Origin of the sequence: Ancylobacter crimeensis, assembly GCF_023016805.1 — a bacterium.
In the GTDB taxonomy this organism is placed as follows: Bacteria; Pseudomonadota; Alphaproteobacteria; order Rhizobiales; family Xanthobacteraceae; genus Ancylobacter; species Ancylobacter crimeensis.
In genome coordinates this window covers 49,672-72,521 of the sequence record NZ_JALKCH010000009.1, presented here as the reverse complement: position 1 = coordinate 72,521, position 22,850 = coordinate 49,672, and the positions used below count along the sequence as shown (strand labels likewise).

Below are 22,850 nucleotides of genomic sequence, written 5' to 3'. Positions count from 1 at the left end.
CATGGAATCGACGCTCTGGTGGCAACGCGGGACGATCTACCAGATCTATCCGCGCTCCTTCCTCGACAGCAATGGCGACGGCATCGGCGACCTCGAGGGGATCCGGCAAAGGCTCGGCCATCTGGTCGCGCTGGGCGTGGATGCGGCGTGGATCTCGCCCTTCTTTCCCTCGCCCATGGCCGATTTCGGCTATGACGTCGCCGATTATTGCGGGGTCGATCCGATCTTCGGCACGCTGGAGGACTTCGACCGCCTCATCGCCGAGGCGCACCGTCTGGGGCTGAGGATCATCCTCGACTTCGTGCCCAACCACACCTCCGACCAGCATCCCTGGTTCGTCGAGAGCCGGCAGGGGCGGGACAGCGCGAAGCGCGACTGGTACATCTGGCGCGATCCCGCGCCGGGCGGCGGGCCGCCCAACAACTGGGTGTCGAATTTCGGCGGCAGCGCGTGGCAGTTCGACCCCGCTTCGGGCCAGTATTACTACCACGCCTTCCTGAAGGAGCAGCCCGACCTCAATTGGCGCAACCCCGCGGTGGTCGACGCCATGATGGCCGCGCTGCGCTTCTGGCTGGAGCGCGGGGTGGACGGGTTCCGGGTCGACGTCATCTGGCACCTCATCAAGGACGGCGCCTTCCGCGACAATCCGCCCAATCCCGGCTTCAGCCACGGCCAGCCGGACATCAACCGCTTCCTGCAGATCCATTCCACCGACCAGCCGGAAATCTTCCGCATCATCACCCGGATGCGCGAGACGCTGGCGGCTTATGGCGGCGACCGCGTGCTGATCGGCGAGATCTACCTGCCGGTGGAACGGCTGGTCGCCTATTACGGCGAGCGCCTCGCCGGGGTGCACCTGCCTTTCAACTTCCAGCTCATCCTCGCGAGCTGGAACGCGCGCGGCATCGCCCGGCTGATCGACGACTACGAGCAGGCGCTTCCCGAGGGGGGCTGGCCGAACTGGGTGCTCGGCAATCACGACCAGCGCCGCGTTGCCGGGCGCATCGGCTCGGCGCAGGCGCGCGTCGCCGCCATGCTGCTGCTGACCCTGCGCGGCACGCCGACCATCTATTACGGCGACGAGTTGGGCATGCCCGACGTGCCGGTGCCGCCGGCGCTGGCGCAGGACCCGTGGGAGCGCAACGAGCCGGGCCTCGGCGTCGGGCGCGACCCGGAGCGCACCCCCATGCGCTGGGACGCCTCACCGAAGGCCGGCTTCACCACCGGCGAGCCCTGGCTGCCGATCGGCCCGGAGCGGGAGATCAACGTCGCCGACGAAACCGCCGATCCCCGCTCCATGTTCAGCCTGCACCGCCGGTTGCTGGGCCTGAGGCGCGCGCATGAGGCGCTGTCGCTCGGCCAATTCGAGCTGATACCGACCACGGGCGACCTCATCGCCTATCGCCGCCGGCAGGAAAAAGGGGAGGGGGGCACGGAGGAGGTGCTGACCGTCGTGCTCAATCTCGGCAGCCGGGACGCGGAGCTCGATCTCGGGCAGGGAGCGCTCGGGCATGGCGCACTCGGGCACGGCGCGGTCGGACACAGCACGGGCGCCGGCTGGCGCTGCCTCGTCTCCACCCATCTCGACCGCGAGGGCGCCGAGCCCGCCGGCCCGATCCGCCTGCGGCCGGACGAAGGGTTGGTGCTGGCGGAGGGCTGAGCACATCCGGCCGTCCGCGGAACGCGCCCGCCGCCCCGGCGTTGAGCCTCCAGCGGGCGCTTCCTGCCCGTGCGGCAGGAGGGCTCTTCATGAAGCGGCGCGCCGATATCCGCATCGGTCTTTCGGGCTGGACCTACGCGCCGTGGCGCGGCGCCTTCTATCCCGACGCCCTTCCGCAGCGCGCCGAACTCGCCTTTGCCGCCGCGCAGTTCCGCTCCATCGAGATCAACGGCACCTTCTACGGCCTGCAGAAGCCGGAGGCCTATGGCCGCTGGGCGCAGGAGACGCCGGAGGACTTCGTTTTCGCGGTGAAGGCGCCGCGCTTCATCACCCATGTGAAGCGGCTGGAGGAGCCTTTGGCCCCGCTCGCCAATTTCTTCGGCTCCGGCGTTCTTCGGCTGGGGGCGAAGCTCGGCCCGGTGCTGTGGCAGTTTCCGGCGAGCTTTCCCTTCGATGCCGAGCGGATCGAGCCCTTCCTCGCTTTGCTGCCGCACGACACCGAGGCCGCGCTTGCACTGGCGAAGCGCCATGACGAGCGGCTGAAGGCGCCGTGGCTCGAGATCGGGGAGCATCGCCCCGTCCGCCACGCGATGGAGGTGCGCCATGAGAGCTTCCGCGACCCGCGCTTCGTCGCGCTGCTGCGCAAGCATGACGTCGCGCTGGTCTGTGCCGACACGGTGGAATGGCCGCGCCTCATGGATCTCACCGCCGACTTCGCCTATGTGCGCCTGCACGGTTCCGACGAGCTCTATCGCAGCCGCTATTCGGACGCCGCGCTCGACGGCTGGGCCGCACGCATCGCGGCATGGAGCGAGGGGCGGGCGATCGCGGAGGGCGATTTCGCGGCCCCGGAGGATGTGGCGCGGCCGGCGCGGCGCGAGGTGTTCGTCTATTTCGACAATACCGACAAGCTCCACGCCCCCGAGGACGCCCGCCGCTTGATGCGCCGGCTCGGACAGCCGGTGCCGGACATCCGGCCCGAGGCGGTCGTGGAACAGGTCGGTCACATCACGGGCGAGCGCCCCCGCCATCGGGCTCCCGGGGACGGCAGCCACGCCGCGGCACCATGAAGGCCGCGGCAACATGAAGGCGGCCCGTGACGGTGGTTCGGTCGTTCCTCCGGTTCTCCGGCACCTCCGAATGGTAGGTCGGGAAGCCTCACGCGGATCGTGATCGCGGAAGCGGGAACGGGTGCGGAGCCGGGATGTTCGCCTCTCATGCGGGATGCGGGGGCATCATCAGGAGAGACGATTCATGCCGAACATCCGCGAGGCGCGCATTCTCATTCTCGCCACCAACGGCTTCGAGCAGAGCGAGCTCACCGTTCCGCGCGACGACTTGCGCAAGGCCGGCGCCACCGTCGATGTGGCATCGCCTGACGGCAAGGCGATCCGTGGCTGGGACCAGAAAGACTGGGGCGCGAGCGTCGAGGTCGACCGCGCCATCCCTGATCTCGACCCCGCCGGCTATGACGCGCTGGTGCTGCCGGGCGGCGTGCTGAATCCCGACACCCTGCGCACCGACGCGGCCGCGCTGAAGGTGATCCGGGCCTTCGTCGAATCCGGCAAGGTGGTCGCCGCCATCTGCCACGGTCCGTGGCTGCTGGTCGAGGTCGATGCGGTGCGCGGGCGCAACGTGACCTCGGTGGCCTCGATCCGCACCGATGTGGTGAATGCCGGCGGCAAATGGGCCGACAAGGAGGTGGTGACGGACAAGGGCATTGTCACCTCCCGCACCCCGAAGGACCTGCCGGCCTTCGTCGCCAAGATCATCGAGGAGGTGCAGGAAGGCCGCCACGAGCGCCGTATGGTTGCTTAAGCGGGGGTGGCGCGGTGGCTCCCCGCCCCGCCCCGCCCCTTATCGCCGCGCGGTTTTCCGCCGGCCGGCGCTCGCTCAGGCGTGATGCCGGCGTGCCGTCGCGCCGCGCACATCCCGCACAGCGCCCATGGCGCAGCGGAAAGCGGCGGGCTAGAGAGGGGTATATCGTCCCCTTCCCGGAGCCCCCGATGCCCGACCGCTACGGTACCGTCGCCCGTCTCATTCACTGGGCGGTGGTGGTCCTCATCCTCGTGCAGTTCGCCTCGGCGTGGAGCTGGGGCAATTTCGAGCGGGGCAGCACCGGGCGGTTCCTGCTGTTCACGACCCATCTCTATTCCGGCTACGCGATCCTCGCGCTCGCCGTGCTGCGGATCGTCTGGCGGCTCACCCACGCCGCGCCGCACATGCCGCCGATGGCGAAGCCGATGCGGATCGCGGCACATGCGACGCACGGCCTGCTTTACCTCGCCATCCTGATCCAGCCGATCATCGGCATCGTCATCATCACCGCCTTCGGCAAGTCGCTGCGGCCCTGGCCGAACCTTGCCCATGAAGTGATCGGCTATGCCCTCCTCGTACTGGCGGCGGTGCATGTCGGGGCGGCGCTGTGGCACCAGTTCGTGCTGCGCGACCGGCTGATCGAGCGGATGCTGCCGGCGCGTCGCTAATCCGCGCTCAGGAACCGCAGCGCCCGGCTCATCGCCGGTGCCAGCACCGAGGCGTGATCTTCGCCGGCCAGAACCTCGCTCACGATTCGCGCCTGCGGCCCCAGTTCCCGGCGCGCGGCCTGCGCGAAGCGATGGAGCGTCGTCACCATGGCGCGGCGGGCGCGCCGCTCCGCGATCTCGGCGCTGCCCGCGCGGCCCTGCTGCCACGGGGCGAGGGCCTCCTCATATTCCCCGATCATCAGAGCGAGGCGGGCCGGCGCCGTCCTGTCGCGGGCGGCAAGCCCGGCGAGCAGATGCGGCTCGTCCCACCAGATCGAAGGGCTGACGGCGATGTGGTGGGAGAAGGCGCGCGGCGCGCGGGCAAAGGCCTCCAGCACGAAGGCCCCGCCCAGCGAATGGCCGAACAGCGCCGCGCGCGCCGGGTCGAGCCGCCAGCGCGCCGCGATCGCCGGCCGCAGCCGGTCGAGAAGGAAAGCGAGGAAGGCCGCGCTGCCTCCGGTCGGGCCGACCTCCCGGCCGGGCGGTGCGGCCTCGCGCGCGGGACCCGCGGTGAAATCGAAGCGGCGGCGCTCGCGGTCGTGCGGCGCCTCGGTCGGGTAACCGACGCCGACGATCAGCACCGGCCCGATGCCGGTCGCGCGCGGGCGCACCCCGGCGCGGCGCGCGGTCTCGGCGAAGGATGCGAAGCCCGCATTGGCATCGAGCATCAGCAGCGAGGGATAGCCGGCCTCGGGCGGGGGGGTGTCCGGCACCGCGACGAAGATGCGCCAGCCCGGCCCGCCTTCCGCGCCCGTCAGATCGAACCGCGCCGTGCCCGGCAGGACGACGGGGGCCGGCTCGCTTGCGCCGCTTCCGCCGCCGCTCACGCCGCCGCCCCGTCGCGGGAAGGGCTCCCGGCCCTGCCTGCGCCGGCCGGCTCCGCCATCAGCCGGCTATCGGCCGGCTCCGCCATCAGCGCGCCCTTGGTCGGCTCCGCCTCCAGCACGCCGTCGACGATGACCTGCACCTGCCCGCGCGAGCAGCGCTCCACCCGCGCCGCGACGCCGTAGACGTCGGCCAGCAGCTCCGGGGTGATCGCGACCTCCGGCGGGCCGTCGGCGGCAATGCGGCCCTTGCGCAGCACCACCAGCCGCCGGCACCAGCGGCAGGCCAGCGCGATGTCGTGCAGCACCACCAGCACGATCATGCCGCGCTCGGCCGCGATCTCGCTGACGAGCTGCATCACCCGGTGCTGGTGGCGGATGTCGAGCGCGCTGGTCGGCTCGTCGAGCAGCAGCACCCGCGGCGCGCGCACGAGGCACTGGGCGAGGCTGGCGAGCTGGCGCTGGCCGCCGGAGAGCTCGGAAAGCCCGCGCAGGGCGAGGTCGGCGATGCCGAGCCGCGCCAGCGTGTCGAGCGCCAGCCGCCGCGCCGCCTCCCCGCGCGGCGCGCCGTCGGCGAGGCTTTCCGGCGAGGCGTGGAGCGCGGCGAGATTCGCTTCAAGCACGGTGAGGCCGGAGCGCGGCGGCAGCGCCTGCGGCATGTAGGTGACGAAACGCGCGCGCCCCGCCAGATCGAGCCGCGACAATTCGGTCGAGCCGAGCCGGATTCGTCCCTTGGCCGGGGTGAGGCCGGCGAGCGCGCGCAGCAGCGTGGTCTTGCCCGCCGCATTCGGCCCGATGAGCCCGGTGACGCGACCGGGCGCGATGTCGGAAAGGTCCAGACCCTCGATCACCCGGCGCCGGCCGTAATCGGCATTCAGGCCCTCGACCCGCAGCGTATCCCCGCTCATGACGCGCGCTCCCGGCGCAGCAGGATGAGGGCGAGGAACACCGGAACCCCGATCAGCGCGGTGACCAGACCGACCGGCAGAAGCGTGCCCGGCACGATGAGCTTGCTCGCCACCGAGGCGAGCGACATCACCAGTGCCCCGGTCAGCACGCTGGCCGGCAGCAGGAAGCGATGGTCCTCGCCCACCAGCAGCCGCGCCATATGCGGGCCCACCAGCCCGATGAAGCCTACCGTGCCGACGAAGGCGGTGGCGGTGCCCGCGAGAAGGCTGACCCGGAGCAGGGAGAGGAACCGCAGCCGCGCCACCGAGATGCCGAAGCTGCGCGCCCGGTCCTCGCCCAGCCGCAGGGCGGTCATCTTCCAGCTCGCGCCGAGCGCGAAGGGCAGCGTTGCGGCGAGGATGACGGCCAGCATGGCGAGCCCCTCCCAGGTCGCGCGGGCGAGGCTGCCCATGCTCCAGAACACGAGCTGCTGCAACGCTTCCTGGCTGGCCACGAACTGGATGAGCGCGGTGAGCGCGTTGAAGGTGAACACCAGCGCGATGCCGAACAGCACCAGCGTCTCCACCCCGGTCCCGCGCATCCGCGCCAGCGCCTGCAGCAGCAGCACCGAGCCGAAGGCGAAGAGGAAGGCGTTGACCGGCACGAACCAGTCCGGCGCGAGGCCGGGGAGCCCGAGCCCGAGCACGATGGCGAGCGCCGCCCCGAACGCCGCGGCGGAGGAGACGCCGAGCGTGAAGGGGCTGGCCAGCGGATTGTCGAGGATGGTTTGCATCTCCGCCCCCGCCAGCGAGAGCGCGGCCCCGACCAGCAGCGCCATCAGCGCCGCCGGAAGCCGCACCTGCCAGACGATGATGCGCGAGGGCACATCGCCGGCATGGGGGTCGATGAGCACGGCGAGCACGTCGGAAAGGGCGAGCCGCGACGGGCCGGTCGCGATGTCGAGCACCAGTGCCGCGAAGGTGAGCACCGCCAGCACGCCGACCAGCAGCATCCGCCGCCGGACCAGCCCGGCATACGCGGCGAGCACGGCCGGGGCCCCGGCATCGGCCTCGCCTGTGCGCTGTTCGCCCGGAAGATCCCCGCGGGAGGTGAGGCTCATGAACGGTCTCCGCACGCGCCCGCGCCGGCCGGGCACGCAAGCGCGGTTCATGCATGAGCACGCCGGAGGGGTCAAGCGACTGGCGCGGCTTCCATTTTTAGAGGAGTTCCAGTTGTTGTCCGGCGGACCGACGCGGAACCTTCGCCCGAGAGGGACGGAACGCGACTGGCCTCCCGGAAGGGACTACAGGAATTTGCGCCTATCAATCACATAGCCCGCCTAACCGGGGCCCAGGCGCACCATTGATGGAACTGGGAGTTTTCCGGAACCGTCTAACCGAGACGGCCCGCCGGACCCTACAAACGCAAGCGCCGCCCCGACGGCAATCGGGAGCGGCGCGGAGGTCGGATGCAGCAACCAGCAGATCAAGGCGGTGACTGGTCACAAGACCGACAAGGAGGTGCGCCGCTACACCGCCTAGGCGAACATGGCGCGAACAAAAACTCCCAAACCTAACCCACCAGTTTGGGAAAAGCACGCATTTTATCCAATGGAATCAATGCCAAAAAGTATGGCTGGCCTCCCGGAAGGGATTCGAACCCCTGACCCCAGGTTTAGGAAACCTGTGCTCTATCCTGCTGAGCTACCGGGAGGCAGGCGCAGCGCGCCGGAACCCTCTAGCATGCTGTCGCGCGCAAAGCGACAGGGTGCCCGGCTACGCTGCGACCGAGGCGAACGGCGATGCGGAAAGGACGTGCTGCCGGTGGCGTTCGGCCCTTGCGGCTCCGTCTGGCGCTGCGTGTAAAGGGCGGACGGCCCGGCCGTGCCCGAGCCCGGCGGGCATGTGTGGTCACGAGGGCGGTGGAGAGGCACAGGCTTTCGCACGAGGTCATGCGCGGCAAACGGATCGGGCATCCCCTTCCGCGCGGGGGGCGCGTCCGGCGAAGGCCGGGCTTTGCCTTCCACATGAAGGGATGTCCTGCGCAGGCCGGGTGACGTCACGGGCATCCGCGCGGCGGACGGCATGGCGCGGTCTGTCATCGCGTCATTCCGGTCGCGGAAACGCCGGAGAGCCGGGGTTGCGCGGCGTCCGGCGGTCTGCAGCGGGATCGAACGGTTCGGTGTCTTCGCTCCCCGATCGGCCGGCGACCAAAGACCGTCCGGCGTGACAGAGGGCATCGGCTCACCCACGGCGGCCTCTTCATCCTTGCAATTCTCCTCCCACCTCACTGCGCGAATGCTGCAGAGCGGCACAATCCGCGCTAGACTGGATCTCATCGGGCTGGGAAGCTGCGGCGAGGCATGAGAGGACGGGCTTCAAGGGCTGTCGGTGAACGGCGAAAGCACGGGGCGGCTGCCCCGGTGTATGTGCGCCCGCGCGCCCGCTCGGTGCTCGCCTCCGGTGTGGCATGGCGCGTCCTCATGGCCGTCGCTTTGCTTTTGTTCGCCTTGCCGGGTCCCGCACGGGCCGAGGCGGCGTGCGGGGGCGAGATGGCGGGCACGGCGCAGGAAAGCCCGCAAGGCAGCCCGCAAGAAAGCTCAATCGTCGGCCAGATCGTCCGTCGCGTGGAAGGCAGCGACCTTCGGCTCGCTGATGGCCGCCTGGTCCGGCTCGCCGGCATCGTCGCGCAGGATGAGGGCGGCGTGCCGGGCCTGCCGGCGGATGGCCTCGCCGGGCACCGGGTGAGCCTCACGGTGCTCGACGTGCCCGATCGCTATGGCCGGCTGGTCGCGCTGGTGCAGACGGGGCCGGACGAGGGTGCCGCCGGCCTTCAGGTGCGCCTGCTGGAGCAGGGCCTCGCCGTGCTGGCGCCGGACAGCGTGCCGGCCGGCTGCCGCACCCGTCTTGTGGAAGCCGAGAGGCGTGGACGGATTGCGCAGGCCGGTGTGTGGCAGGTCTTCCCGCTCGACGCGCGGGATGCCGCCGCGCTCGCCCGTTTCTCGGGTCGCTTCGCGGTGCTGGCCGGCGAGGTGGTGCGGGTCGGCCGGACGCAGGCGCGGGACTATCTCGATTTCGGCCGGCAATGGCGCAAGGACGTGACCGTGGAGGTGCCCCGCGCTTCCCGCGCGGCCTTTTCCGGGGCCGGTAAAGACTCGCAACGCCTTGTGATGCACAGGATCGAGGCGCGCGGGCTAATCTTCGCCAGCGGTGGGCCGGCTCTCGAAGCCTGGACCCCCGAGCAGATGGACGATGTCGAACCGGCGGCCGCGCGAGAAGGACGCGCAGGCCGCATTTTGACTCGGGAAGGTGACGAGCCATGAGCCTCGGCGGGAGAAGCCCGGGCAGGACCCAGGACGCGTTGTCGCCTCGCGGCGGCGCTGCGCCCGCACGCAGGCTCGTGCGCGGGCTGGTGGCCCGCGTCGCCGGCCTCGCCATGGCCGGTCTGTTGCTGGCCGGCTGCGCCAAGCTCGAGGCGCAGGCCGACGCGCCCGCGGCCGCTTCGGCGAGCCGCATCTCCTCCTTCGAGGATTCGCTGACGCCGGCCCAGCGCAAGGAGCATGAGCGGCTGGTGCAGAGCTATGGCGGTGCCTATAACGACCCCAAGCTTCAGGCGCTTATCCAGGACACCATCTCCCGGCTCGTCGCCGCTTCGGAGCGGCCGGAGCTGAACTACCGGGTGACGGTGCTGAACTCGCCCGCCGTGAACGCCTTCGCGCTGCCCAACGGCTCGCTCTATGTGACGCGCGGCCTCGTCGCGCTGGCCGACGACCGGGCTGAACTCGCCTCGGTGCTGGCGCACGAGATGGGGCACGTCATCGCCAATCATGCCGCGATCCGCGAAGACCAGATGAAGCAGGCCATCCTCGTCAGCCGCGTCATCTCCAATGTGGTGAACGACGCCGATCTCGGTGCGCTGGCCTTGGAGAAGAGCCGGCAGTCGCTGGCGAGCTTCTCCCGCGCGCAGGAACTGGAGGCCGACGCCATCGGGGTCGGCATCAGCGCCCGCGCCGGCTTCGATCCCTATGGCGCCTCGCGCTTCCTCACCGCCATGGGCCGGCAGGCGGCGCTGCGCTCCGGCGACGCCACCAAGAGCGCGGCGAACGACCCCACCGCCGACTTCCTCGCCAGCCACCCGGCGACGCCGGAGCGCATCTCCATCGCCATCGCCAATGCCCGCGAATATGCCGCTCCCGACAAGGAGGGCGAGCGCGACCGCGACGAATATCTCTCCGCCATCAATGGCATGGTCTATGGCGACGACCCGAAGGAAGGCTTCATCCGCGGCCGCCGCTTCTTCCATCCCAAGCTGGGCTTCACCTTCACCGCGCCGGAAAACTTCACGCTGGAGAACACCCCGCAAGCGGTGCTCGGGGCCACCTCGGACGGGCGCGAGGCGTTGAGGCTCGATGCGGTGCGGGTGACCGGCGACCAGTCGCTGGCGCAATATCTTTCGTCCGGCTGGATCGACGGGGTCGAGATCAATTCAGTCGAAAGCCTGGTGCTGAACGGCTTCCCGGCGGCGACGGCGGTGGCGCGGGGCGACCAGTGGTCGTTCCGTATGTTCGCCATCCGCTTCGGCAGCGACGTCTACCGCATGATCTTCGCCGCCCGCGAGCTGACGCCGGACATCGATGCCTCCTTCCGCGCCGCCGCCTCAACCTTCCGCCGGGTCTCGATCGACGAGGCCGACAAGGTGCAGCCGCAGCGCGTGCGGGTGGTGAGCGTCGGCCTCACCGACACCATCGACAAGCTTGCGGCGCGCATGGACGTGCCGGACAAGCCGGTAGAGCGGTTCCTCGTGCTCAACGGCATGGACCGCGCCGACAAGCTCTCCTATGGCGACAAGGTGAAGATCATCTCGGCTGATTGAGAAAGCGCGGGCCCGAAAAGGCGCAGGCCGAAGAGGGTCGGCCGGACGTCGAATGAACAAGCCGCCGTCGGGCCCGTGGGCCGGACGGCGGCTTGTTTCATCGGGCTTCGCGCGGCGTCTCAGGCAAAGGCGTTGAGAGGTGCGCCGACATGCTGGGCCAGCGCGAGGCGCAGCTTCTCGATCGCGCGGTTCTCGATCTGCCGGACGCGCTCCTTGGAAATGCCCATCCGCGCGCCCAGCGCTTCCAGCGTCGCGCCTTCCTCGGTGAGGCGGCGGGCGCGGATGATGCGGATCTCGCGCTCGTTGAGGTCGCGCAGGGCGGCGGCGAGCCAGCGACGGCGGCGCTCTCCGTCGATGCGCAGCGACGCGGCCTCGTCGGGAAGCGGATCGTCCGCCACGAGCTGGTCGATGCGCTCGGAGGCGCCGTTCTCATCCTGCCCGACCGGCATGTTGAGCGAGATGTCGTGGCCGGCAAGCCGCGCATCCATCCGCGCCACGTCCTCGAGATTGACGCCGAGCGACGTCGCTATGGACCGCAGCACCTCCTGGTGACCGCCTTCGGCGGGCGCGCCGCCGGCCCGTTCCAGCCGGGCGCGGATACGGCGCAGGTTGAAGAACAGCGCCTTCTGGCCGGAAGAGGTGCCGCCGCGCACGATGGACCAGTTGCGCAGCACATAGTCCTGTATCGCGGCGCGGATCCACCAACTGGCATAGGTGGAGAAACGGACCTCGCGGTCAGGCTCGAAGCGCGCCGCGGCTTCGAGCAGGCCGACATGGCCCTCCTGCACAAGGTCGGCCATCGGAAGCCCGTAATTGCGGAAACGTCGGGCGATGGCGCCGACGAGCCGCATGTGGGAGCGGATCAGCGTGTGCAGGGCGGCCTTGTCGCCGCTTTTCAGCCAGCGGATCGCCAGCTGCTGCTCCTCGCTGCGTTCCAGCAGCGGGGCCGCCATGGCCGCGCGCGCCAACGGATTATGCCCGGCGTGATGATGCCCCACCGACTGGTCGGTCATATGCCTCTCCCGCAGCGACGGCCGTCCGGTGGCCCGCGAGATGCCCGCGGCTCCGGGCGGCAAAGCCCTGCCGGCTAACGCGGGCCTGCGGTTCCGGTTCCATCGCGCCACGGATGCGGGAGAAAAAGCGCAGGCGCCGCCACGAAAAAGCCCGGCACGAGGCCGGGCTTGATCTGTCGGGAAAAGGGTACGGCGGCGAAATCAGGCCGCGGCTTCCTCGGTCTCCGTGTCGGCTTCAGCCTCGGTCTCGGTCTCCTCGACCTCCTCGACCTCGCCCTTGCCGGGGCGGCGGGGCCCCTTCATGAGATTGGCCTCGATCACCTTGATCGACTCGGTCTCGGTGAGGTTGTCGACGGCGGCGAGCTCGCGGGCCATGCGGTCGAGGGCGGCCTCATAGAGCTGGCGCTCGCTGTAGGACTGCTCGGGCTGGGCGTCGGAGCGATACAGGTCGCGGACCACCTCGGAGATGGCGACGAGATCGCCGGAATTGATCTTGGCCTCATATTCCTGCGCGCGGCGGCTCCACATGGTGCGCTTCACGCGGGCGCGGCCCTTCAGGGTTTCCAGCGCCTTCTTCACGATGGTGGGCTCGGACAGCTTGCGCATGCCGACGGACGCGATCTTGGGGACCGGGACCCGCAGCGTCATCTTGTCTTTTTCGAAGTGGATGACGAACAGTTCGAGCTTGAAGCCGGCGACTTCCTGCTCTTCGATCGCCACGATGCGCCCCACGCCATGGGACGGGTACACGATATGCTCACCCGTCTTGAAACCCTGGCGGATGTTGGACGGCTTCTTTGTCGACATGCTGAGCCTGCTCCTGGGTCCGGTCAGAACGGCACCGCGCGACCTCGACAACGCGGCGTCGGCTCACGGACAGGCGCGTCCGCGGGCAAGAAAAATGGCGTCTCCGGCAAAACCGGAGGCGTTGGTTCAGTCGACAGCGGAAATCTGGCGCTCGCCCGTCCTGTGCCATTCCGCACCGGACGGACTGAAAGCTGATTCAAATTCCTGGGGGATCGCTCCAATGGCGGAGCGCTGCCTCATAGCAAACCCGATCGACTGTACGTGGGTCTGTATATCACAATATGCCAAAAAATCAAAGCACTCCCGCGCCGCAACGGCGCAGGAGCAGCGTATGCCGATCAGCTTGCGTGCAGGGATCGACGGGGCTCGCGGGCAAAGGGCGCGAACCGGGGCGACGCACGGTCAGTCCTGATTACCCGGTTCGCTGGAGAGATACTGTAGCTTGTCCGCCACACCATCCCACTCCTTGGCGTCGGGCAGGGCATCCTTCTTCTGGGTGATGTTGGGCCACACCTTGGCGTAGTCGGCATTGAGGGTGAGCCACTTCTCGAGGCCCGGTTCGGTGTCGGGCTTGATAGCCTCGGCCGGGCATTCGGGTTCGCACACCCCGCAGTCGATACATTCGTCCGGGTGGATCACGAGGAAGTTCTCGCCCTCATAGAAACAGTCGACGGGGCACACCGACACGCAGTCCGTGTACTTGCACTTGATGCAATTATCCGTAACGACGTAGGGCATTCCAGCAGTCTCCAGACGGAGCGTGTGATTTAGTCGGACGGCATCCCGTAGCGCAGCCATCCGCGCGGCGCAAGGCATGAGCGCGCAGAGGCGCCATGTGCGAACGCCGTGGCGAAAGCGATGCGGCGAGCCGCCGGCGCTGCAGGAACGCCGCCGGTATGTCCCGCCGTGCCGAACCGCCGCAGGGCGCTCAGGTGGGATCCTCCTGCCGTCCGGCATCGGACGTACCGTCCGACATCTCGATATAGAGCGCGGAGGCGGCGTCGGCATCACCCCGCCGTTCGGCGAAGCCGGTGACGCGGAGCACCCGCACGCGGGAATCGAGCGCCACCGTGACCACGTCGTCGAGCCGCACCATATGCGCCGGCGCCCTGGTGCGGACGCCGTTGACCCGCACCCGCCCCGCCTTCACCAGATCGGCCGCCGCGCTGCGGGTGCGCACGCAGCGGGCGTGCCAGAGCCACACATCGAGGCGCGGGCGCTCCGCCGACACCGGCGCCCGGCTCCTCAGCCGCCGTTCTTGTCCGCCTCCATGCGGGCCTTGAGGGCCAGCAGGGCGGCGAAGGGCGAATCGGGGTCGACCGGCCGCTCGGGACGGCCCTCGCGGCGCGGCTCATTGCGCGGCGGACGGTCATTGCGCGGCCGTTCACCCTCGTTCTGGGCGCGGTCGGGACGGCCCTCGCGCCGGAACTCGCCGCGCCCCTCGGAACGGTTGCCATCGGGACGGCGGTTGTTGCGCTCGCCGTCCTCGCGGCGCGGGCCACGCTGTTCGGAACGCTCGCCCCGGTTGGGGGCGCGGTTGTCGGCGCGACCGGGTTCGTTGCGGCTGCCTTCGCTGCGCCCAGCCTCGCGGCGCGCATCGGGCCGACCTTCGGCCGGCGCGGCTTCGCTGCGCACGCCGCGGTCGGGACGATCTCCGCCTGCCGGCTGGCGGCCGCGACCCTGGCCGCGATGGTTCGGACGCTGCTGGCCCGGCGGACGGCCGGGACGCCAGACCTCGATCATCGCCGGCTCGGCCGGCTCGGCTTCAGCCGCCACAGCTTCGGCCGGCGCGACGTCGGCAGACACCGCTTCCGCTGGGATCGCTTCTGCGGAGGACGCTTCCGCCGAGGCGGAGGCATCGCCGGCATCGGCAGAAAGCTTTGCGACATCCGGCTGGAGCGTCTCCGCGGGGGTGGCGGCTTCCGCTTCGGTCACGGTCGGCTCGACCCCATCCGATTCGGCTGCAACAGGCCCGGCCTCGGTGGCCTCGGCCGGCGCGGCTTCCACCGCATCGGCAGGAGCCTCGGGCGCAGCCTCAATAGCAGCCGGTGCCTCGGTCGTTTCGGGGGCAGGTTCCGGCGCGGGCGCGGGACGGCGCTCCATGCGGTAGCCGAGCGAGCGCAGGATGGAGGCGAAGTCTTCGCCCGCGCAGCCGGCCAGTGAGGTCATCGCCACGGTGGCGAGGAAGCCGGTGCCGTCGATCGCGCCCGCCGGCTTCTCACCGGGCATGCCCGGCTTCCAGGCCAGCGCCGGGCGGATGAGGTCGGCGAGACGCTCGAGGATGTCGACGCGCACCGCCCGCTCGCCCGCCACGCGGAAGCCGACCGCGCGATAGAGGCCCTTCTGGATCTCCGGGTCGACCGGGATCGAGGTGCGTCCGGAGGAGGCGAGGTGGGGCAGCTCGTCCAGCCCCTTCTGTTGCAGCCCGCCATGCTTCAGCGCCCAGAGCTGGGCGGCGAGCGTACGCGGCGCCGGCTTCAGCAGCGCCGGCAGGTAGATGTGATGGGCCCCGAAGCGCACGCCGTGGCCGCGCAGCAGCGCCCGCGCCTCCTGGGGCAGCGCCTTCATCTCTTCGGCGACCTTGTGTCGCTCCAGCACGCCGAGTGCCTCGACGATCTGGAAGGCGATGCCGCGGGCGATGCCGGTGAGGTCCTCGGCACGGCCGAGCCCGTTCAGCGCCCCGAGCAGCTTCTCGACATGGCTCTTGAGCCAGAGGTCCAGCCGCGCCTGCACGCCGTCGCGCGCCGTGCCGGTGAGATGCTCGTCGGCGATGATCTTGAGGCGGGGGTCCAGCACCTCCTCGCCGGAGATGAGCTTGGCGACCGGATCGCCGACCCAGCGCACCGTGCCGTCGGTCGACAGCACGAAGGCGTCGTCGCCGGCTTCCGCGAGCTTGGCCGCGCGGGCCTCGATCTCGCCGGCCAGCGCCTTCTGGGCGGTGGCGCGCAAGGCCTTGGCCTCCGGGCCGCCGGCCGAAGGATCGGCGGCGAACTGGAAGCCGAGGAGGCGGCCGATCACATGGCCTTCGACGACCACGTCGCCACTCTTGGTAATTTCAGTCTCGAGCATCGTGTTTTCTCGCAGGCGTCGCATCAGGACGCTGGTCCGGCGATCTATGAAACGGTGGGCTAGCCGCTCATGCAGTGCATCCGACAGCCGGTCTTCCACACGCCGCGTGACACCTTGCCAGTGCTCCGGGTCTTCCAGCCAATCCGGACGGTTCGCCGCGAAGGTCCAGGTGCGGACCTGCGCGATGCGTCCCGACAGCGTGTCTATGTCACCTTCCGTCCGGTCCGCCAAGGCCACTTGTTTGGCAAACCAGTCTGTGGCGATACGACCTTCGCGCATCAGATACCCGTAAACGGTGATGACGAGGTCGCTGTGGGAGGCCGGGGATACCTTCCGGTAGTCCGGCAGCTGGCAGGCTTCCCACAGCCGCTCGACGCCGGGTCGATCGGTCGCGAAGCGTTGCACCACCTCGTCCCGCGCCGCCGCCTCCAGCACCCGGACGTCGTCCGCGGTGGGCGCGCGGGTGAGGCCGTCCTCGTGCGGGGATTCGCCGAGGGAGCGCAGGAGCGCGGGCACGGAACGATAATCGAGCGCCGTATTGCGCCATTGCAGCACGCGGTGCGGGGCGAAGCTGTGGGTTTCAAGCTGCTCGACCAGCTCGGCGTCGAAGGGCTCGCAGCGTCCGGTGGTGCCGAAGGTGCCGTCGCGCTGGGCGCGTCCGGCGCGTCCGGCGATCTGCGCGATCTCGCCGGGATTCAGCCGGCGGAACTGCCAGCCGTCGAATTTCACGTCGCCGGCGAAGGCGACATGATCGACATCGAGATTGAGCCCCATGCCGATGGCATCGGTCGCGACGAGATAATCGACGTCGCCGGACTGGTAGAGCGCCACCTGGGCGTTGCGGGTGCGGGGGGAAAGCGCGCCCATCACCACCGCCGCGCCGCCGCGCTGGCGGCGGATGAGTTCGGCGATGGCGTAGACCTCGTCGGTGGAGAAGGCGACGATGGCGGTGCGCCGCGGCAGGCGGGTGATCTTCTTCTCACCGGAGAAGGTGAGGTTCGACAGGCGCGGGCGCACCAGCACATTCACGCCCGGCAGCAGCTTTTCCACCAGCGGGCGCATGGTGGCGGCGCCAAGCAGCAGCGTCTCCTCCCGTCCGCGCCGGTTCAGCAGCCGGTCGGTGAAGACGTGGCCGCGGTCGAGATCGGCGGCGATCTGGATTTCGTCCAGCGCCACGAAGGCGACGTCGAGGTCGCGCGGCATCGCCTCGACCGTTGCCACCCAGTAGCGCGGATTCTTGGGCTTGATGCGTTCCTCGCCGGTGATGAGGGCGACCTGGTCGGCGCCTGCACGCTCGACCAGGCGCTGATAGACCTCGCGCGCCAGCAGGCGCAGCGGCAGGCCGATGAGACCGGAGGAATGGCCCAGCATCCGCTCGATGGCCAGATGCGTCTTGCCCGTATTGGTCGGGCCGAGAACGGCGGTGACGCCGCGGGCTCGTCCGGCGGGGGCGAGGATGCGGCCACCCGCCGGGGATGTGGCAATGTTCATGCGCCGGTCAGTCCATCGGGCCGGAGGGTCCGTCCTGCAAAGCGGGGCCGCCGGGAAGGGCGGTTCCTCACATATAGGACATTTGCCGGCATCCTGCAGCGTGCCTGCGGCAAAGGGGCCGCGAGACGTCTCGGTCGCCGTCTCAGTCGCCCGGCGTGCCGCTCGTGGTGAAGCTAACCGCTTCGAGCTGCGCGGTGCCGATGGCGGTGGCGACGGACGCGCGGAACGGGGCGAGCAGCCGCGTGCCGGGAATCGGCACCAGCCAGACCAGGATGTCCTTGTTCTTCATCATATACTTCACCGCCGCACGGTCGGGCCGGTGGCCGGAGATCGGGCGATAGGCGACGCGGCAGACGAGGCTGGGCCCGCTATAGCCGCCTTCCTCCGCCTTAACGTCCTCGGTGCGGGCATAGGTGAGGGCGAGATCGTAGCGCTGGCGCCCATCGAAGATCGGCACGGTGCGGTTGCAGCTCTCCGGGGTGACGAGGTTGCCTTTGCCGGGTACCAGCATCAACGCCGCGGTCATCGGGTCGAGCACGCCTTTCCGGTCGCCGTCGCTGACCGGAACGCGGTCGTCGCTGTCCTTGACCGGCGGGGTCACCTCCGCGCTCTTCACCGCATTGCCGGCGATGGAGAGGCGGATGGATTCGTCCTTCTTGTCGCTCACCGCCTGCATCGTGAAGGCTTCCGGCGAGAGCCCGTCGCGGGCGAGCGTGCCGCGCGCCCCGGCGGTTCCCTTGCCGGTGGAGATGGCCTGCAGCACCCCGGTGATCCGCGCGCTGCCGGAGGCGACGTAGCTTTTCTGCTTCACCTCGATGAGGAAGGTGGCGCGGCCGAGCTCCAGCCCGGCGATGGAGAGCTTGTAGCGCGCATCGACCCGGCCGTCGGCGCGCACCGGCGCGGCCTCGGCACTGAGGGTGGCGCCGGCCAGCACCGTCGCCAGGATTGCGTGAATGAGCGCGCCGCGCATGGGAGCCGAATATCTGCCTCGCCCGCGCCGGAATCGCGCGGCATGGGATGCCCTCCCACTCGGATCGCGCGGGAAGGCGGCGGAACTGTGACCCGTCCCGCCGCGACGGCGCCTTGTGGAGAGCGGGCGCAACCGCGCGCGCAGGGCCTCGCCGGATGACCGGAGAGCGACGGCCGGCTTGACGGGGCGGGGGCTCTTGCCTATAGGAGCGCACTCTTTTCGATCCATGCCTCGGCGTGATCGCGAGGTCCATGGCGGGCCTCCGGCGCTTCGGCCCATGCAAACTTAAGGAAGTCCACGATGTCCCGTCGGTGCGAACTTACCGGGAAGGCGGTTCTGACCGGCAATCTCGTGAGCCACTCCAACCGCAAGACCCGTCGGCGTTTTCTGCCGAACCTGGTGAATGTGACGCTCACGAGCGATGCCCTCCAGCGGTCGGTGAAGCTGCGCGTGAGCGCCAACGCCCTCAAGTCGGTCGACCATCGCGGTGGTCTCGACGCGTTCCTCATCAAGGCGAGCGTCGACGATCTGTCGCCGAAGGCTGCCGAGCTGAAGCGCGCCGTCCAGAAGGCGACCGCTTCGACCGCGGCTGCGGCCTGAGGCTGACCGCCCTTCGATGAACGTCGCCGGCACCCGCGTCTCGCTCGCAGAACTGGCCCTGCCCATCGCCGCCATGATGGCGGTGGTGGCGGCGTCCAACGTTCTCGTGCAGTACCCGGTGGAGCTGTTCGGCCTCCAGGAGATTCTCACCTGGGGGGCGTTCTCCTATCCGGCAGCGTTCCTCGTCAACGATCTGACCAACCGCCGTTTCGGCCCGGCCGTGACACGGCGGGTGGTCTATGTCGGTTTCGCCCTTGCGGTGGTGCTGTCGGTGTGGCTCGCCACCCCCCGCATCGCACTTGCCTCGGGCACGGCGTTCCTGGTCGGCCAGCTCCTCGACATCGGTGTGTTCAACCGTCTGCGCCGCATGGCGTGGTGGCGCGCGCCGCTGGCCGGCAGCCTGCTCGGCTCGGTGATCGACACCACCATCTTCTTCTCCATGGCCTTTGCCGGGGACGAAGCGATGTCGGGTGCGGTCACCTATGGCCTGTTCGGCTCGTCGGTGACGGTTCCGCTCTGGGTGGGCCTCGCTTTCTTCGACTTCCTCGTGAAGGTGAGCTGCGCCCTTCTCGCTTTGCTGCCCTATGGCGCGGTGATGGGCCGGATGCGGCCCTGGCAGGACGCTGCGCCTCGGGACGCTGTAGCTTAGGATCGGGCGCCCAGGCGCGCTGACGCTCAACCGTCTCGAGAGTCATGTGAAGGCCGCCCCCGGGGCGGCCTTTTTGCTAGATCCCTCCATCGTTTCCCGGAATCGATGAAGGGATCTGACTTATCGACGGATCGCATTTTCTTCACGCGAACCGGTATCCACTTCGCTCGAAAATGCTCTAGCGGGCCGCCTTCTCGTCCTCAGCCACCGCGAAGCGCAGCAGCAGCGTGCGCTGGAGGCCGCGGTTGAAATTGTCGTCGGAGACCAGCGTCAGGACGATCGCCCCGGCCGGGCTCCGGGTCACCGCGAGCCCCTCCATATTGTCGATCGCATTGGCGTTGGTCGCGGTCAGCAGCACCTCGCCCTCGATGCGGGCATCGGGCCGAACCTCGGCCAGCGGGAAGCGACGCAGCCGCATTGCGACGCCGCTCAGCCAGTTGAAGCGCCGCTCCAGCAGATAGACCATGCCGTCCGGCCCGAGCGCGGCGTCGGTGGCGTCGAACCCGTCGGAACGGGTGATGGCGAAGGTGCCGGCGGGCGTCAGGGCGCGGCTGTCGCGGGCGAAGAGGAAACCGGGCAGCCGTCCGGCATCCGCCGCGTCCTTTTCGCCGATGGCGACCAGTACCGGGGTCTTCAGCTCCGGCAGGTCGGCGGCGAAAAGCGCCTCGATCCCCTGATTGGAGCCGAGCTCCTTCAGCGCTTCTCCGGTCGGCCATTCGCGCCCGCGCGCCGTGGCGAGGTCCGGCCCCGGAAACCGCCAGATCTCCTGCACCCGCTCGATCCCGACGGCAAAGCCGTCGGGCAGGCGGGTCAGGGATTCGGTATCGCCGCGCCCGAAGCTGGCGAGCGTGCGCCCCGTCGCATCGCGCAGCCGGCCGGAGGCGACATCCGCCATCCCCACGGGCCGCTCGCCCTCGGTGCGGAGCGTACCGGCAAACCAGGTGCCGCGGTCGGACAGCGTGATGAAATGCTGGCCCTCGGCATCGAGCAGCAGCGAGGACAGCCCGCCGAAGGCCGGATCGGTGGAGGTGAGCGCAACTCCGCCCAGGAAGACCAGCCGCCCGTAGCGCCGGCCCGGCGCCTCGATGGCGGCGAAGCTTGCGATGGGCGTCGCGGTCACCGAAACCGCCGCAGCAGCCGGGCGTGACGCCGATGCCCGGGCGCTCGCCGGGGGCGCCGCGAGCACGGCGAGCAGGAGCACGGCAAGCAGGAGCGCGGCGCCGGCGGCGAGCGAGGGCAGATGTTCCGGCAGTGTGCGTGCCGGCAGTGTCTGTCCCGGCTCTCTCGCTCTCCGTCGTTTCGTGTGGGGCATCATATTCCTTTCGGCGGGGCATCCGTCGGGATCGCCTCATCGCGTCGCCTTATCGTGAAAGCGCGGCAGCCCGGCAAGCCCGGCCGCCGCATGGACAGTGCCGTGCCCGGCGTCTAGAGCATGTCTCGCGAGCCTGCGCCGACCGGGTCCTCCCCTTGTGCGAAGAGCCCGCGGCCGGAGACGGATGGAGAGGCACGATGGCGGCGAATGCAGCGACGGGTCGGGGGCTGGACTTTCATCCGGCGGCGACGCCGGGTTCCGGCCGGCTGACGACCGCGGCGCTGGTCGTGGCGCTGGGCGGGGCCGCGACGCTGGCGGGCGCCTGGTTCTTCCAGCTCGTCATTGGCCTTGCCCCCTGTCCGCTCTGCCTCGAGCAACGCATTCCCTATTACATCGCGGTGCCGGTCGCGCTGCTCGCCGCCCTGCTGGCGCGCCGCAGCCTCATGCCCGCGCGGCTGCTGCTGATCGTCGCCGGGCTGCTGCTGGCGGGCGGCGCGGCGCTGGCGCTCTATCATGCCGGCGTCGAGTGGAAGTGGTGGGCCGGCCCCACCGAGTGCTCGGGCACCGGCCCGGTGACCTCCACCAACATCCTGCAGGATCTCCAGACCGCGCATGTCGTGCGCTGCGACGAGGCGGCGTGGCGGCTCTTCGGCCTGTCGCTGGCAGGCTACAATGTGCTGATCGCTTCCGCGCTGGCGCTGGTCGCGCTGTGGGGCGGGCTGACCGCCCGCCGCTGAGGCGCGCCACGGGGCCAGCGCGTTACGGGTCCAGCTCGGTGTCCCAGTAGAGATAATCCATCCAGCTGTCGTGCAGGTAGTTCGGCGGGAAGTGCCGGCCGTTCTGGTGCAGATCGTGCACGCTGGGCTGGAACGGCGTCTGCCGCGGCCACATGCGGGCATCGTTCGGCATCGCCCCGCCCTTGCGCAGATTGCAGGGCGAGCAGGCTGCGACCACGTTCTCCCACGTCGTCTGCCCTCCCTGCGAGCGCGGGATGACGTGGTCGAAGGTCAGTTCCTCACGCGAATCGCAGTACTGGCAGGTGAAACGGTCGCGCAGGAACACGTTGAACCGGGTGAAGGCCGGATGCCGCGCCGGGCGGATGAAGGTCTTGAGCGAGACGACGCTCGGCAGCCGCATCTGGAAGGACGCGCTGGAGACCTGGCGTTCGTAATATTCGACGATGTTCACCCGATCGAGGAACACGGCCTTAATGGCGTCCTGCCACGACCAGACCGAGAGCGGGTAATAGCTCAACGGGCGGTAATCCGCATTGAGCACGAGGGCAGGCCAAGAACCTGGAGACAAAGGCGCCGACACGCAATGCTCCCCGACCAGAAGCGATCGTTGCGGCGACGGCGCCGAACGACGCACGGCGGATAGTCTACAGGGAGCGTGTCAGTCTTGTGAAGCGCCGCGAAGCCACACTGGCCCGGCTCACGCGCATGCCTGGGGCTTCAGCACCCGGGCGAGGAAGCGGCCGGCAAGGTCCAGCCCATCTGCGTCGATGCCATGGCCGAGGCCGCGGGCGATATGGGTTTCGGGGGTGATTCCCGCACCCGCCAGCGTCACCCTCGCGCGGGTGAGGGCACTCACAGGGATCACCGGGTCCTGATCGCCATGCACCAGCAGCACCGGCGGGCGGCTTGCGACACGGGCACGGGCGGTGTCGTCCTCGCGAGAGGAAGGCTGCACATGGATGCCGGAAAAGCCGACGATTCCCGCCAATGGCTGCGCACGCCGCAGCCCGGTGTGCAGCGCCATCATCGTGCCCTGGCTGAAGCCGACCAGCGCTAGGCGGGAGGCGGGCAGCCCGTACCGGGCGAGCTCGGCAGCGATGAAGGCGTCGAGCGCGGGATGGGCGGCCTCGACGCCGGCCCAGCGCTCGCGGTCGTTTCGCTCGACATAGCCGAACCACTGCCGGCCGACCGGGGCCATCGCACAGGGCTCGGGCGCGTGGGGTGAGACGAAGGCGGTGCCCGGCAGAAGCGGGGCCCAGATCTCGCCGAGCTCGATGAGGTCGCGCCCGTCAGCGCCATAGCCGTGCAGGAGGATCACCAGCGAATCAGGTGCGCCGCCGGAGCGGGGCGGCAGGCGCGGGCCGTCGAGCATGGGTGAGGTTCTCCGGTTGGTACGGGTCGCCTGCACCGCTACCGGCTGGCGCCGGCAATGT

General features: G+C 69.8%; 21 protein-coding genes and 1 tRNA gene. 9 read left to right on the top strand and 13 right to left on the bottom strand.

From position 1 onward, the window contains the following. The first annotated feature begins 1 nt into the window (after position 1). The 4 genes from MWN34_RS14385 (at position 2) to MWN34_RS14370 (ending at position 4,146) form a co-directional block, all read left to right on the top strand. A complete protein-coding gene (locus MWN34_RS14385; protein WP_247030000.1) occupies positions 2-1,660 on the top strand; it encodes an alpha-amylase family glycosyl hydrolase in 1,659 nt (552 codons plus the stop codon). A gap of 89 nt (positions 1,661-1,749) precedes the next feature. After that, positions 1,750-2,730: a DUF72 domain-containing protein gene (locus MWN34_RS14380; protein ID WP_247029999.1), complete on the top strand. Its 981-nt coding sequence runs from the start codon at positions 1,750-1,752 to the stop codon at positions 2,728-2,730. 184 nt (positions 2,731-2,914) lie between these two features. Beyond that, entirely contained in the window at positions 2,915-3,478 is a 564-nt protein-coding gene (locus tag MWN34_RS14375; RefSeq protein WP_247029998.1) for a type 1 glutamine amidotransferase domain-containing protein, read from the top strand. A 188-nt stretch (positions 3,479-3,666) separates the two neighbouring features. Further along, entirely contained in the window at positions 3,667-4,146 is a 480-nt protein-coding gene (locus tag MWN34_RS14370; protein WP_247029997.1) for a cytochrome b, read from the top strand. On the opposite strand, the gene MWN34_RS14365 is transcribed toward MWN34_RS14370, so the two are convergent. The 4 genes from MWN34_RS14365 to MWN34_RS14350 form a co-directional block, all read right to left on the bottom strand. Beyond that, positions 4,143-5,012, bottom strand: a complete 870-nt coding sequence (locus tag MWN34_RS14365) for an alpha/beta hydrolase (RefSeq protein ID WP_247029996.1) — start codon at positions 5,010-5,012, stop codon at positions 4,143-4,145. The two genes, MWN34_RS14370 and MWN34_RS14365, sit on opposite strands and share 4 nt — an antisense overlap. Beyond that, the gene (locus MWN34_RS14360; protein WP_247029995.1) at positions 5,009-5,917 is read right to left on the bottom strand and encodes an ABC transporter ATP-binding protein; all 909 of its coding nucleotides are present in this window, start codon (positions 5,915-5,917) and stop codon (positions 5,009-5,011) included. The genes MWN34_RS14365 and MWN34_RS14360 overlap by 4 nt, the downstream gene beginning before the upstream one ends. After that, complete coding sequence (locus MWN34_RS14355; protein ID WP_247029994.1) at positions 5,914-7,017, bottom strand: FecCD family ABC transporter permease; 1,104 nt, start codon at positions 7,015-7,017, stop codon at positions 5,914-5,916. The genes MWN34_RS14360 and MWN34_RS14355 overlap by 4 nt, the downstream gene beginning before the upstream one ends. 516 nt (positions 7,018-7,533) lie before the next feature. Continuing rightward, positions 7,534-7,610: transfer RNA gene (locus MWN34_RS14350), tRNA-Arg, on the bottom strand. Between the two features lie 769 nt (positions 7,611-8,379). Here MWN34_RS14350 and MWN34_RS14345 point away from each other — a divergent pair. After that, entirely contained in the window at positions 8,380-9,219 is an 840-nt protein-coding gene (locus tag MWN34_RS14345) for a thermonuclease family protein (protein ID WP_247029993.1), read from the top strand. A 113-nt stretch (positions 9,220-9,332) separates the two neighbouring features. After that, complete coding sequence (locus MWN34_RS14340; protein WP_425532121.1) at positions 9,333-10,769, top strand: M48 family metalloprotease; 1,437 nt, start codon at positions 9,333-9,335, stop codon at positions 10,767-10,769. 119 nt (positions 10,770-10,888) lie between these two features. Here the strand turns inward: MWN34_RS14340 and MWN34_RS14335 are convergent, their stop codons facing one another. From MWN34_RS14335 to MWN34_RS14310, 6 genes are all read right to left on the bottom strand, one after another. Continuing rightward, positions 10,889-11,782 carry an RNA polymerase factor sigma-32 gene (locus MWN34_RS14335; RefSeq protein ID WP_247029991.1) on the bottom strand — a complete coding sequence of 298 codons (894 nt, stop codon included), beginning with the start codon at positions 11,780-11,782 and terminating at the stop codon, positions 10,889-10,891. A gap of 201 nt (positions 11,783-11,983) precedes the next feature. Continuing rightward, positions 11,984-12,589: a CarD family transcriptional regulator gene (locus tag MWN34_RS14330; RefSeq protein WP_247029990.1), complete on the bottom strand. Its 606-nt coding sequence runs from the start codon at positions 12,587-12,589 to the stop codon at positions 11,984-11,986. A 402-nt stretch (positions 12,590-12,991) separates the two neighbouring features. Next, positions 12,992-13,327 carry a ferredoxin FdxA gene (gene fdxA, locus MWN34_RS14325; RefSeq protein WP_247029989.1) on the bottom strand — a complete coding sequence of 112 codons (336 nt, stop codon included), beginning with the start codon at positions 13,325-13,327 and terminating at the stop codon, positions 12,992-12,994. 190 nt (positions 13,328-13,517) lie between these two features. Beyond that, complete coding sequence (locus tag MWN34_RS14320; protein ID WP_247029988.1) at positions 13,518-13,820, bottom strand: RNA-binding S4 domain-containing protein; 303 nt, start codon at positions 13,818-13,820, stop codon at positions 13,518-13,520. A gap of 14 nt (positions 13,821-13,834) precedes the next feature. Continuing rightward, a complete protein-coding gene (locus tag MWN34_RS14315) occupies positions 13,835-17,149 on the bottom strand; it encodes a helicase-related protein (protein ID WP_247029987.1) in 3,315 nt (1,104 codons plus the stop codon). Positions 17,150-17,291: 142 nt separating this feature from the next. Then, a complete protein-coding gene (locus MWN34_RS14310; protein WP_247029986.1) occupies positions 17,292-18,119 on the bottom strand; it encodes a DUF3108 domain-containing protein in 828 nt (275 codons plus the stop codon). Between the two features lie 300 nt (positions 18,120-18,419). Between MWN34_RS14310 and rpmB the strand changes: the two genes are divergently transcribed. Both rpmB and MWN34_RS14300 read left to right on the top strand, forming a co-directional pair. Beyond that, positions 18,420-18,719, top strand: a complete 300-nt coding sequence (gene rpmB / locus MWN34_RS14305; protein WP_247029985.1) for a 50S ribosomal protein L28 — start codon at positions 18,420-18,422, stop codon at positions 18,717-18,719. A gap of 16 nt (positions 18,720-18,735) precedes the next feature. Next, the gene (locus MWN34_RS14300) at positions 18,736-19,368 is read left to right on the top strand and encodes a queuosine precursor transporter (protein ID WP_425532120.1); all 633 of its coding nucleotides are present in this window, start codon (positions 18,736-18,738) and stop codon (positions 19,366-19,368) included. Positions 19,369-19,546: 178 nt separating this feature from the next. Here MWN34_RS14300 and MWN34_RS14295 read toward each other — a convergent pair whose 3' ends face one another. Beyond that, positions 19,547-20,683, bottom strand: a complete 1,137-nt coding sequence (locus MWN34_RS14295) for an esterase-like activity of phytase family protein (RefSeq protein ID WP_247029984.1) — start codon at positions 20,681-20,683, stop codon at positions 19,547-19,549. A gap of 194 nt (positions 20,684-20,877) precedes the next feature. On the opposite strand from MWN34_RS14295, the gene MWN34_RS14290 reads away from it, so the two are divergent. Next, complete coding sequence (locus MWN34_RS14290) at positions 20,878-21,417, top strand: disulfide bond formation protein B (protein WP_247029983.1); 540 nt, start codon at positions 20,878-20,880, stop codon at positions 21,415-21,417. Positions 21,418-21,439: 22 nt separating this feature from the next. Here the strand turns inward: MWN34_RS14290 and MWN34_RS14285 are convergent, their stop codons facing one another. Together MWN34_RS14285 and MWN34_RS14280 are read right to left on the bottom strand one after the other, a co-directional pair. Next, positions 21,440-21,997 (bottom strand): HNH endonuclease, encoded by a 558-nt coding sequence (locus MWN34_RS14285; RefSeq protein WP_247029982.1) that lies wholly within the window; start codon positions 21,995-21,997, stop codon positions 21,440-21,442. 117 nt (positions 21,998-22,114) lie between these two features. Beyond that, positions 22,115-22,789: an alpha/beta hydrolase gene (locus tag MWN34_RS14280; RefSeq protein ID WP_247029981.1), complete on the bottom strand. Its 675-nt coding sequence runs from the start codon at positions 22,787-22,789 to the stop codon at positions 22,115-22,117. Positions 22,790-22,850: the final 61 nt, after the last annotated feature.